The following is an 11929-nucleotide window of genomic DNA, read 5'->3' as shown; positions in this document are numbered from 1 at the left end:
ATAAGGTTTTCAGTAATCCTAGATACCTAACTTCTCCCATATTACACTTAAATTATTAAGATGAATTGAAGGATTAAAACATTCTTCTAAGTCACTTTGATCAATATAATCCATAATTTCATTATCGCCCTCTATATTTTGTTTGAAATTCCCATTCTGCGTGTTCCAGGCCTGATGCGCATTTTTTTGCACTAAGCTATAAGCTTTTTCTCTAGACAATCCCTTTTCTACAAGCAAAAGTAAAACTTTCTGACTAAAGATTACACCACCATATATATTTAAATTTTTGAGCATATTTTTTGGATAAACTTCTAAATTGCTTACTATATCTTGCATTTCCCTGAGCATAAAATGCAAGCAGATTGATACGTCAGGTAGCATGATACGTTCATTTGAACTATGGCTTATATCTCTTTCGTGCCAAAGTGGAACATTTTCAAGTGCGGTTAAGACATAACTCCTCAAAATTCTTGCTAAACCACTTACCCTTTCACTCCGAATAGGATTTCTTTTATGAGGCATGGCAGAACTTCCTTTTTGCCCTTTTGTAAAGCCCTCCTCAACTTCTAAAACATCAGTTCTTTGTAAATTTCTTATTTCAGTCGCGAATCTATCTAAAGAAGCTCCAACTAGTGCAATAGTTTGCACATATTCTGCATGTCTGTCTCTCGATATAACCTGCGTACTTGCTGTATCAGGTTTTAAGCCGAGTAAATCACAAGTTATTTGTTCTACTTTAGGATTTGTATTAGCGTAAGTTCCCATTGCACCACTTATTTGTCCAATTGCTACAGAATCTTTCAGAGTTAACAATCTTTTTTTGTTCCTTATTATTTCTGCTAACCATCCAGCAAGTTTAAAACCGAAGGAAATTGGCTCCCCATGAATTGCATGAGATCTGCCAATCATTAATGTATTTTTATGCTTCCTTGCTAATAATCTGACCTCATTTTCTAGGTTCTCAATTTCTTCTAATAGCAATTCGCAAGAATCTTTTAACTGAAGAGATAAGCCAGTATCAAGTACATCACTACTGGTCATACCAACATGTATGTATCTTCCTGAATCTCCTACAAATTCATTAACGCTTGTAAGAAATGCTATGACATCATGTTTAACTTCTTTCTCAATTTCTGTGATTCTAGATTCATCAAACTTTGCATTTGAACGTATCTCTTTCATGGCATTCTCAGGGATTTTCCCGAGGGAAAAATTTGCTTCACATGCAGCTATTTCAACCTTAAGCCAACTCTGGAATTTTGCGCTTTCAGTCCAGATTTTCCCCATTTTGGGTAATGTGTAACGCTCGATCACAATTTTTATTTATTATCAATTTAAACTTTATAACAAAATCGAATTATTGCCCTATACCTTTAAAGATGTACTTGCCATTGAACATATTTGACTGATTATTATTTTCCTATGTAACATTTTTCTGGCTAATAAAGAAAGCTTAAATATAAAAATGTTTGCATATATTCTTTCGTTAATCATGGGTATTTTTTTAGTTCTTATTTAAAATTGAAAGGTATTAAAGAATTTGGATCTTAATTTTATAGAAGTTCATTATTCAGTCTTTTTTTATTGATTAATATATGATTAAAAAAAGTAGATTAGATCTTTATCTTCTAAATAAAGGTTTATGTGAAACTCGTCAAAAAGCCCAAGGGTTAATTCTTGCGGGCAAGGTTAGAGATATTAATGGGAAAGTATTGGATAAACCTGGACAACAAGTATTAATTGGATCTGAGTTTTTTATTGATTCCGAGCCTATGTTTGTATCAAGGGGCGGCGAAAAATTATTGGAGGCATTTAAAAAACTTGAAATTAAAGTAAAAGACAAAATATGTATTGACGCAGGAATCTCTACTGGGGGATTTACTGATTGCTTATTGCAACAAGGCGCAAAGTTAGTTTATGGGATAGATGTTGGTTATGGACAAACTGCATGGAAGATTAGAAATAACCCAAAAGTTATACTTTTTGAACGAACTAATATTCGAAATTTAAAACCTAATGATCTTTTATCTAGAAGTAATGAATTACCAAATTTTGTTGTTGCTGATTTGTCTTTTATTTCATTAAAGTTAGTTTTTAAATCTATTGGTAATTTATTAGAAGGTGATTGTATTGAGGGAATATTTTTAATTAAACCCCAATTTGAGGTAGGTAAAGATAAAGTCAGTAAAGGAGGTGTTGTTCGCAATCCTAAATTTCATATTGAGGCTATAGAGTCTGTTATCTATTCGGCTAAGAATTTCCAATGGAATATAAAGAATTTGATAGCTTCTCCGCTGGTAGGTCCTGCAGGGAATCATGAATATCTAGCTTGGATGACCTTAGGAAGTCAATCAAATAAAAGTATTGATAGTGAATATATACAAAATTTAGTAAAAGAAACTCTTTGAATTAAAGAGCTTCTTCGTCTTTATCGCCAGTTCTAATTCTTACAACTGAATCAATTGATGTGATGAATATTTTTCCGTCACCTATCTCTCCAGTTTTTGCTGCTTCAGCAATCGCATCTATGACTGAATTAACCTTTTCATCTTCTACGACAACTTCTACTTTAAGTTTTTGAAGAAATTCAACAGTAAATTCAGAACCTCTATATCTTTCAACTTGTCCTTTTTGCCTTCCAAAACCTCTAACTTCACTAACTGTCATTCCAACAATACCGGAATTTACTAATGCAATTTTTACATCCTCCAGCTTAAATGGACGTATGATTGCTTCAATTTTCTTCATAATTAAAGATAGAACATTCCTATTTTAATTGTTTTTTGGGAAAACATCCAACATTGAAATATCAGAAAAACATTCAACATTAAGGCCTGCATTCTTGGCGTCTTCAATTAATAGTTGGGAATTTTCTTCAGAAATTATTACTGTACTATTTGATAACGCTTCCCACTGATCATTCTCGAAGTGTGTTTGAAGCCATAACATTCCAATTGCAGTTTTTGGTTGAAGTGATTTATTTAAGTTGTTATCGATAGTTATCAAACAAATGTCCATTAATTTTTTATTGAACTAAACACATCTAAACCTTTCGGCAGACATTATGAATGTTACTATTGATACAAAAATAAGATTTAATATCTTTTGACTTAGTCAATTGTAATACTTATATTTGTTGATACTTTTGCGAATTTTTATCTTTATATATAGTTTTTATATAGGTTTAGTAAAAAAGTTCTACTAAAAATGAGTACAGCTAAATTAGAAGATTCGACTCAAAGACCGCTATATGGTGAAAGAATTATTGAAGAATCAAAAATAATTTGTTTCGATAATCCAAATAAGAAAAGAATTTATGAAATTTCTATTCAGTTACCTGAATTTACATGTAAGTGCCCCTTTTCTGGTTATCCAGATTTTGCAAAGCTAAATATTACTTATCAACCTAATTTGAAAGTCTATGAGTTGAAGTCTTTAAAGCTTTATATTAATAATTTTAGGGATATAAAAATATCACATGAGGAAGTTGTGAATAGAATTATGGATGATTTAGTGAATGAAGGTTTACCTCACTGGATACATTTAAATGCTGCATTTAACCCCAGAGGGAATGTTTCTATGCAGTTAGATATTTTTAGTGGGCAGAAAAGAAATTAAAAATTTTTTATTTCGTCTGATAATTTAAAAAATTCTTTTTTAAAACCAACTAGATTTTTATTACTAAGGCCTCCAATAGATAACTTTTGTGATTCTTTATTTACCAGAATCCATAATTGGTTGGTTGGTATAAGACTTATAATTGTTCCAAAAATTATTAAGATAAAAGAAAAGTAAATAAATGGTATAGACGGATCATTTTTAATTATTAATCCACTGCTGGGGATTATTTTTTTCAGAGATACTTTTGAAGAGTTAACTTCTAAAGGGTCTTCATTGATATAGAGATTATTCCCGGAAAAATTTTCTATATTCGAAATTTTAAGTGGACCATTTTCATTATCTATCGTTAAGAGGTAATTTTTTTTAGTCTCCGATCCTAATTCAACTAAAACTCCCCAAACTTGATTACCGATTTCTGGAATCTCCTTTAATTGTAATTGATAAAGGATATTATCTATTTCTAAAACAATATTTGATATTGCCCAATCTGCTTGATAAATAGTTAATCCTTTAAACCTGATTGGGTGATTAACTTTGGTTGTTTTTATTTCATTTAAATTTAGATTTTCAGAAGAAAAATTTAATTTTGAAATAAACTGTTTGGGCACACCATCACTTTCACGTTCTATAGAAAAATCGACTAATTTTACATTGGCTCTTGAGTTTGTGCTCTCATTAACAAGATTTAAAGTTTCTCCAGGCAGTAAATATTGTTCTTTTGATTGACTTGTAAAACTTCCATATGCTGATCCTATAAGTAAGACTATTAATCCGATATGTACAACTAAAGGACCGATTTTTCCAATTAACCCCTTTCTTGCAGAAATATGACTATTAAATTTATATGTTTTCCATCCTTTTTTTTTAAGTAATAAATCTACTTTAGATATATGTTCTCCATCTTGATTGATTGGATGACTTCTAGTTAGTTGCAGTTTGCTAAATTTTTTTTCGCTCTTATATTCAATCCATTTTAATGAAGCTTTTAATGAAGGAATTTGCCTCCTGAAACTACAAGCTGCCAGAGAAATGCAAAGAAGAATTAATGTAAATAAAAACCAAAAGCTTGTATATATATGATCCAATTGAAGTTTTAAGACTTTTTCTCCATCTAAAAGTCCAAAAATGGGAGCTCTATCGAAATTATCAATATAAAATTTATTATTATTATCTTGAGGTATAAAAGTACCTATTCCACTGGCAATAGCTATGAAGATTATCAGTGATATTGCAAATCTTAAACTAGATATTTTTAAAATTAGATTCTTAAAAATAATCATTTAAATCCAATTTGAAAATAAATTTAATAATCCTAGTGCTACTAAAAATATCCCGCTTAAGGTGGGAATTATTTGACTAAATTTTCTAAGCTCTAAAAATTTTTTTAAGTTTTCTGCCGTGGCACCCGCAATAATTAGTGGAGTGACTTGGCCTATTCCAAAGAAAAATAAAAAAATAATTGAGATTATCGGGTTTTTAGCTTGCGATACCCAAGCTAGAAGAGTTGCTAAAACTGGAGTAATGCAAGGTGAAGAGGCTAATCCAAAAGTAGTTCCTATCGCAAAAGGTGCCATGAGGGATGGTATCTTATCCTCTATTTTTTGTAGATCAGGTCCATTCGGGAACTGAAACTTTAAAATTCCTAGTAAATTCAAACCCATTATTATTGCTATCAAGGCAACAATCGAAGTGTAATAAGATGGGATTTGCCCATATATCCTACCTAATAATCCACTGGCAGCACCAAGTGCAACGAGGGAAAAAACGACTCCTCCTGAAAAACTAATAAGTTTAAATTGTTTTTTCTCTGTTCCTCCTATATAAGCAATAGTGATTGGTAGTAATGATAATGAGCATGGACCAAGACTCGTTAAAAGTCCTGCGCTGAAAATCAAAAATATAGTAAATGGGCCAGGATTATTAATGCCATTCTGCATAAGCAGATATCCCTTTTGAGATAATTCTGAAATAACTAAATTAAATGATTCGATAGCTTGACTTAAATAATTTAAATTCTAACTAATTAAGAGTCTTTCGTGTACTAATCATACCTATGAAGCCTGTAGATTCTAATGAACATCTCAGTAACATCCCTGCAATAAAAAATGATGCGATTAATGAATTGCCACCATAACTAATGAAAGGTAGTGGCAAGCCTGTAGTAGGCATAGAGCCTGTTGCTACAGCAATATGCATTATTGATTGACCTATCAACAATACACCACATCCAATAGAAACTAATTTTGTATAGTTGTTCCTGCACTTTAGAGCAATTCTTACAGTTATATAAGAAAAAACTGCTAGAAAACCTAGGAATAAAGTACAACCTAATAAACCAAATTCTTCAGCAAAAATGGCAAAAATAAAATCTGTGTACATAAAAGGTAGGTATTGTAATTTTTGTATAGACAAGCCAAAACCTTGACCGAATAGACCACCTGAACCTATAGCTAATAAACTTTGAACCAATTGAAATCCACTTTCCTGTTGATCTTTCCAAGGATTAAGAAATGAAGTAACTCTAAGTTTTTGATATTCGTTATTGAGGATACTAATACATCCAGTAATAAATCCTAATGAGGCAAATGAGCAGAGAGAACTTAGTTTAACGCCTCCACATAAACCCATTACCCAAAAAAGAATTCCTGTTAATGATGCAGTACTTAAATTAGGCTGCTTTAGTATTAATAAAATTAATAATCCAAAAGAGAATATTGAAACTAATTTTTTATCATTCTTTACTAGATTCCAATGTGCGAAAAGATTAGAAGCTTCTAGAATTAGAAAAGGCTTAATTAATTCAGATGGTTGCAGACGTAAATTGCCAAGCACTAACCATCTTGAAGATCCGTTAACTGTAATCCCAGCTATATTAGTAAGAAATATTAGAAAGAATAAAATAAAAAAAATAATTCTTGATAACTTTAAAAGATTTTTAATTTTTGTATTCAGAACAAAATAAAATATACTGATTCCTGGAATTGTCCAAATAATTTGTTTTTTTAAGAAGTAAGCCCAATTTCCCATTTCCCTACTAGCCACCCACCAACTTGATGATCCTAAAATGCATATTCCTAATATTGACCAAACTGCAATGAGAACAACGAGGATTTTTGCCTCATAGGGCCATATCGTCCAAGGTAAGGGAAATAAAGACTCAGTTAAATTGCTTAGATTTTTTTTGTAAGTAGAACTAAAGGTCTTTTTTCTTTTAGAAATTCTTTTATATTTTATTTTTTCTTGACTTATCGCCAATTTTTTTGATGTATATGTACTATTGAGACGTTTAATTGAGATTTTGCCAAGTCTTTTATTAACGTTTTAAAGTGTTTAAGCAATTAATAATAATGACTTTTTATAAATTTTATTTTTGAAGAATTAAGTAAAAAATGGTTTACATATTCATAGTAAATCTTAAGAATTAATCTTTTATGAAAAAAAACTAGCTAAAAGGTACCTCTCCGTGATAGATTCCGTGAGTTTATATACTTACTTCAAACCATTCAGAGAGGGTTTTAAACTATGTTCACATCAGTGGACTCAAATAGAAAAAAACTTGAGCATCCTTCTAATGAGAATGTTCAATTTCCTCGATCCCTGAATATTTCGATCATCAAAAAAAGTAAATCTGGCATTGCCAATCAAATAGATTATTTGCTTTCTCAAAATGATGAATACACAAAATTGCAATTAACAATTTTTGGAATTACTTTTATTTTTTCTATTTTTTTAGCATCAATAACTGGAATTTTTCTAGGATTAACTTTTGGTTTTAGTATTTTTATAGGTGCAATTTCCGGCATTTTTTACCTACGTTTGCTTGCCAAAAGTATAGGGAAACTTGGTAAAAAATCATCAGGTGTATCAAAATTGCAACTATTAGTTCCAGTTTGCCTCTTTATTTTTGCGAGCAAGCTAGGATCTTTGGATATTTTTCCTGCAATGATAGGTTTTTTCATTTATAAGCCTTCACTCATTCTTTATTTTTCACGTTCTTAAGTAAATTTTTTTATTCAAAACAAATGTTTTTTAATTCCTTGCTAACTAATTTTGCAGCATTAGAAGTTGGTCAACATCTTTATTGGCAAATTGGAAATATCAGACTTCATGGGCAGGTATTTTTAACATCTTGGATTTTATTAGGAGCTTTATTAGTTTTTATTTCTTTTGGAACTAAAAAAATGGAAAATGATCCTAAAGGCCTTCAAAACTTGCTTGAGTTCCTTTGGGATTACATAAGAGATCTTGCTAGGACTCAAATAGGTGAAAAAGTATATAGAGATTGGATGCCGTTCATAGGTACTTTATTTTTATTCGTCTTTGTTAGTAATTGGGGAGGCGCTTTAATTCCGTGGAGATTGATTAAGTTACCAAGTGGAGAATTAGGAGCACCTACTGCAGATATCAATACAACTATAGCCTTGGCTTTATTGGTTTCACTGTCTTATTTCTATGCAGGTTTAAGCAATAAGGGTTGGAGATACTTCGAATATTATGTTCACCCAACTCCTATAATGCTTCCTTTCAAAATTCTAGAGGACTTTACGAAACCTTTATCACTTTCTTTCAGGCTATTTGGAAATATTTTGGCTGATGAACTTGTTGTTGGTGTTTTAGTTTTTTTAGTTCCACTAATTCTACCAATACCTGTTATGTTCCTAGGATTATTTACTAGTGCAATTCAGGCATTGATTTTCGCAACTTTAGCGGCCTACTACATTGGAGAAGCTGTTGAAGAACATCATTAGCTTATTTCTAATACATCCAGACGCTTTTACAAAGGGTCTGTAATCTGGCAAAATATCTAATCGCGTAGGTCTGAACATATCAGACCCATTCTTATAAAGAAAGGATGTCCAAGCGTGAATGACAACAAAGATTATCACAAGTATTAAGCTTTTTATTTCAAAATTATGGATTCGATTACTTCCGCTGCATCAGTTGTAGCTGCTGGTTTAGCAGTTGGTCTAGGTGCTATTGGCCCAGGTCTTGGACAAGGTAACGCAGCTCAAGGTGCTGTTGAGGGTATTGCCCGTCAACCAGAAGCTGAAGGTAAAATCAGAGGAACTCTTCTTTTATCTTTCGCTTTCATGGAGTCATTAACAATTTACGGATTAGTTGTGGCTTTGGTACTACTTTTTGCGAATCCTTTTTCCTAAAAGTTAATATTGCTTCTAATCCTTATTAGCAATATTTAAATTTAATTTTTTAACTTCAACTGAATCATATGTTGGCCTTTAATTTTTTTGGTGCTACAGAAGGTGGATTATTTGATATAAATGCCACTTTGCCTCTAATGGCGATACAAGTAGTTGCGCTTACTTACATTTTAAATTCTCTCTTTTTTAAGCCTGTAGGCAATGTTGTAGAAAAAAGAGAAAAGTTTGTAAGTAATAATATTATTGAGGCCAAAAATAAACTTTCTGAGGTTAAAAAGTTAGAAGCTGATTTATTAACTCAGCTTCAAAGTGCTCGTACAGAAGCCCAAAGAATTGTAAGCGAAGCTGAGAATGAGTCTGATAAGCTTTACAAAGAAGCACTAGAACTTGCTAACAATGAAGCAAATGCTTCAAAAGAAAAAGCAAGACTAGAAATTGAAAGTCAGACATCTGCTGCTCGTGATCAACTTTCTAAACAGGCTGATGATCTAAGCGAACTTATTGTTAATAGATTGATTCTAGAAAAATGAATTTAACTCTTTTAGCTACAGAAGGTTTTGGATTGAATTTCAATTTATTTGAAACTAACATTCTTAATTGGGCTGTAGTTGTTTTCGGTCTTTATAAATTTTTGCCTGGGTTCTTAGGTAAAATGCTTCAAAAAAGGAGAGAAGGAATCCTTCTTGAATTAAAAGATGCAGAAGATCGACTCTTAAATGCAACTCAAGCTTTAGAAAAGGCGAAGAAAGATTTATCTTCAGCAGCAGAAAAAGCTTCTCAAATAAAAGCAGATTCTCTAAAAAGATCTGAATCAATCAGAATGGAAAGTGAGAAAAAAGCGATTGAGGAGATGGCACGAATTAAACAAAGTGCAATCTCTGATGAGAGCTCTGAAGCATCCAGAGCAATTTCTCAACTTCGAAAAGAAGCTGTTGAACTGGCAATTAAGAAAGCTTTAGATTCTCTACCAAATCGACTTGATAAAACAACACAAGAAAATTTGGTTACTCAATCAATTAATAATATTGAGGTGAACTAATGCCACTTTTAAATTCAGTTACTACACCATACGCAGAGGCATTACTTCAAGTTGTGAATGAAAATTCACAAACTGAAGAGATGGTTTCTGAGGTTAAACAACTCTTAGAATTAGTAAATGATTCCCCCGAATTGGAGAAGGCACTATCCTCTCCCATTCTAGAGACCGATGCTAAGAAGAAAATCATTATTGAAATTTTTTCAAATAAGGTTAATTCTTCTTTACTGAATTTCTTAAAATTATTGGCCGATAGGCAAAGAATTGGAATCCTTACCTCAATTCTTGATAGGTTTTTAGAGATTTACCGAGAAAATAGTAATATTGCTTTGGCAACTGTTACTTCTGCAGTCGAGCTTACTGATGAACAGAAAGGTTTAATCACCAAAAAGATCATCAATATTGCTGGAACAGAAAAATTAGAACTTGTAACTAAAATCGACCCATCTCTTATTGGTGGTTTCGTCGCCAGTGTAGGATCAAAAGTAATTGATGCTTCCCTTGCTTCACAAATTAGAAAACTTGGCTTAACTCTTTCCAAGTAACTTTTAAATCAACCTTAAATTCTTAAAATCCATGGTATCTATACGCCCTGATGAAATCAGTTCAATCTTAAAACAACAAATAACTGATTATGACCAATCTGTAAGTGTTAGCAATGTAGGAACTGTTCTGCAAATCGGTGATGGCATTGCAAGAATATATGGCTTAGATCAGGTCATGGCAGGTGAGTTGTTGGAATTTGAGGATGGTACCGAAGGTATAGCTTTAAATCTTGAAGATGATAATGTTGGGGCCGTTTTAATGGGAGAGGCACTTGGTGTCCAAGAAGGAAGTAACGTTAAGTCCACAGGTAAAATCGCATCTGTTCCAGTTGGTGAAGCAATGCAGGGGAGAGTTGTTAACCCTCTCGGACAACCAATAGATGGGAAAGGGGAAATTCCAACAAGTGATACAAGATTGATTGAAGAAATGGCGCCTGGAATAATCAAAAGAAGATCAGTTCATGAACCAATGCAAACTGGTATCACATCTATTGATGCAATGATTCCTGTTGGAAGAGGTCAAAGAGAATTAATTATTGGCGATAGACAAACTGGAAAATCTGCGATTGCTATCGATACAATTATCAACCAAAAAGGTCAAGATGTAGTTTGTGTATACGTAGCTATTGGTCAGAAGTCAGCATCAGTAGCAAATATCGTAGAGGTTTTAAGAGAGAGAGGAGCTCTAGATTACACCGTTGTAGTTAGTGCAGGAGCTTCAGAACCAGCTGCTTTACAGTACTTAGCACCTTATACTGGTGCAGCAATTGCTGAGCATTTTATGTATCAGGGTAAAGCAACACTTGTTATTTATGATGATCTAACAAAACAAGCTCAGGCTTACAGACAAATGTCTCTTCTTTTAAAAAGACCACCAGGAAGAGAGGCTTATCCTGGAGACGTGTTCTACTTGCACAGTAGATTACTAGAAAGAGCAGCAAAACTTTCTGATGCAATGGGCGGGGGTTCTATGACAGCTCTTCCAATTATTGAAACTCAGGCAGGAGACGTTTCGGCTTACATTCCAACTAATGTTATTTCAATTACGGATGGACAAATATTCTTGAGTGCAGATTTATTTAACTCAGGATTAAGACCAGCTATTAATGTTGGTATATCTGTTAGTCGTGTTGGAGGAGCAGCTCAGACAAAAGCAATTAAAAAAATTGCAGGAACTTTAAAATTAGAACTCGCACAGTTTGATGAACTAGCTGCTTTTTCTCAATTTGCATCTGATCTTGATGAAGCAACTCAGCAACAACTTGAAAGAGGCAAAAGACTAAGAGAGCTATTAAAGCAACCTCAATTCTCTCCTCTAAACCTTGCAGAACAAGTTGCAGTTGTTTATGCAGGAGTAAAAGGTCTTATTGATGAGGTTCCTGTTGAAGATGTTACTAAATTTGCAACTGAACTTAGGGAATACCTAAAATTAAATAAATCAGAATTTATAGAAGAGATTCTTAAAGAAAAGAAACTAAATGATGGATTAGAAGCGACACTAAAAGAGGTGATAAATGAAGTTAAATCATCAATGCTTGCCACAGTTTAAATTTATTTAAGGAGATACC

Annotated in this window: 15 protein-coding genes; 9 read left to right on the top strand and 6 right to left on the bottom strand. The window is 32.5% G+C overall.

What is annotated here, in order from left to right:
* Window positions 1–18: 18 nt before the first annotated feature.
* Window positions 19–1314, bottom strand: a complete 1296-nt coding sequence (gene purB / locus A9601_RS16915) for an adenylosuccinate lyase (RefSeq protein WP_011819078.1) — start codon at window positions 1312–1314, stop codon at window positions 19–21.
* A gap of 281 nt (window positions 1315–1595) precedes the next feature.
* On the opposite strand from purB, the gene A9601_RS16910 reads away from it, so the two are divergent.
* Window positions 1596–2408, top strand: coding sequence for a TlyA family RNA methyltransferase (locus tag A9601_RS16910; protein WP_011819077.1), 813 nt, complete (start codon window positions 1596–1598; stop codon window positions 2406–2408).
* A 1-nt stretch (window position 2409) separates the two neighbouring features.
* Here A9601_RS16910 and A9601_RS16905 read toward each other — a convergent pair whose 3' ends face one another.
* Window positions 2410–2748, bottom strand: a complete 339-nt coding sequence (locus A9601_RS16905) for a P-II family nitrogen regulator (protein ID WP_011377098.1) — start codon at window positions 2746–2748, stop codon at window positions 2410–2412.
* Window positions 2749–2772: 24 nt separating this feature from the next.
* Window positions 2773–3018 (bottom strand): hypothetical protein, encoded by a 246-nt coding sequence (locus A9601_RS16900; protein ID WP_011819076.1) that lies wholly within the window; start codon window positions 3016–3018, stop codon window positions 2773–2775.
* A 189-nt stretch (window positions 3019–3207) separates the two neighbouring features.
* Here A9601_RS16900 and queF point away from each other — a divergent pair, with 189 nt between their 5' ends.
* Window positions 3208–3618: a preQ(1) synthase gene (gene queF, locus A9601_RS16895; protein WP_011819075.1), complete on the top strand. Its 411-nt coding sequence runs from the start codon at window positions 3208–3210 to the stop codon at window positions 3616–3618.
* Here queF and A9601_RS16890 read toward each other — a convergent pair.
* From A9601_RS16890 to A9601_RS16880, 3 genes are all read right to left on the bottom strand, one after another.
* Window positions 3615–4901 carry a cytochrome c biogenesis protein ResB gene (locus tag A9601_RS16890; protein WP_011819074.1) on the bottom strand — a complete coding sequence of 429 codons (1287 nt, stop codon included), beginning with the start codon at window positions 4899–4901 and terminating at the stop codon, window positions 3615–3617. The two genes, queF and A9601_RS16890, sit on opposite strands and share 4 nt — an antisense overlap.
* Entirely contained in the window at window positions 4902–5558 is a 657-nt protein-coding gene (locus A9601_RS16885; protein ID WP_011819073.1) for a cytochrome c biogenesis protein CcdA, read from the bottom strand.
* 82 nt (window positions 5559–5640) lie between these two features.
* Complete coding sequence (locus A9601_RS16880) at window positions 5641–6876, bottom strand: FtsW/RodA/SpoVE family cell cycle protein (RefSeq protein ID WP_011819072.1); 1236 nt, start codon at window positions 6874–6876, stop codon at window positions 5641–5643.
* A gap of 267 nt (window positions 6877–7143) precedes the next feature.
* On the opposite strand from A9601_RS16880, the gene A9601_RS16875 reads away from it, so the two are divergent.
* The 7 genes from A9601_RS16875 to atpA all read left to right on the top strand — a co-directional run bounded on the left by A9601_RS16875 (window position 7144) and on the right by atpA (window position 11910).
* Window positions 7144–7620, top strand: a complete 477-nt coding sequence (locus A9601_RS16875; protein ID WP_011819071.1) for an ATP synthase subunit I — start codon at window positions 7144–7146, stop codon at window positions 7618–7620.
* A 23-nt stretch (window positions 7621–7643) separates the two neighbouring features.
* On the top strand, window positions 7644–8369 hold the full coding sequence (gene atpB, locus A9601_RS16870; protein WP_011819070.1) for a F0F1 ATP synthase subunit A: 726 nt from the start codon (window positions 7644–7646) through the stop codon (window positions 8367–8369).
* A gap of 165 nt (window positions 8370–8534) precedes the next feature.
* A complete protein-coding gene (gene atpE, locus A9601_RS16865) occupies window positions 8535–8780 on the top strand; it encodes an ATP synthase F0 subunit C (protein ID WP_002805169.1) in 246 nt (81 codons plus the stop codon).
* Window positions 8781–8848: 68 nt separating this feature from the next.
* Window positions 8849–9310 carry a F0F1 ATP synthase subunit B' gene (locus A9601_RS16860; RefSeq protein WP_011819069.1) on the top strand — a complete coding sequence of 154 codons (462 nt, stop codon included), beginning with the start codon at window positions 8849–8851 and terminating at the stop codon, window positions 9308–9310.
* On the top strand, window positions 9307–9819 hold the full coding sequence (locus tag A9601_RS16855) for a F0F1 ATP synthase subunit B (protein ID WP_011819068.1): 513 nt from the start codon (window positions 9307–9309) through the stop codon (window positions 9817–9819). The genes A9601_RS16860 and A9601_RS16855 overlap by 4 nt, the downstream gene beginning before the upstream one ends.
* Entirely contained in the window at window positions 9819–10361 is a 543-nt protein-coding gene (gene atpH / locus A9601_RS16850) for an ATP synthase F1 subunit delta (protein WP_011819067.1), read from the top strand. The genes A9601_RS16855 and atpH overlap by 1 nt, the downstream gene beginning before the upstream one ends.
* 31 nt (window positions 10362–10392) lie before the next feature.
* Complete coding sequence (gene atpA, locus A9601_RS16845) at window positions 10393–11910, top strand: F0F1 ATP synthase subunit alpha (protein WP_011819066.1); 1518 nt, start codon at window positions 10393–10395, stop codon at window positions 11908–11910.
* Window positions 11911–11929: the final 19 nt, after the last annotated feature.

The sequence above is a fragment of the Prochlorococcus marinus str. AS9601 genome, from assembly GCF_000015645.1.
GTDB classification, from domain to species: Bacteria; Cyanobacteriota; Cyanobacteriia; order PCC-6307; family Cyanobiaceae; genus Prochlorococcus_A; species Prochlorococcus_A marinus_O.
The sequence above is the reverse complement of the archived record's forward strand: the minus strand, read 5'-3'. Positions and strand labels throughout refer to the sequence as shown.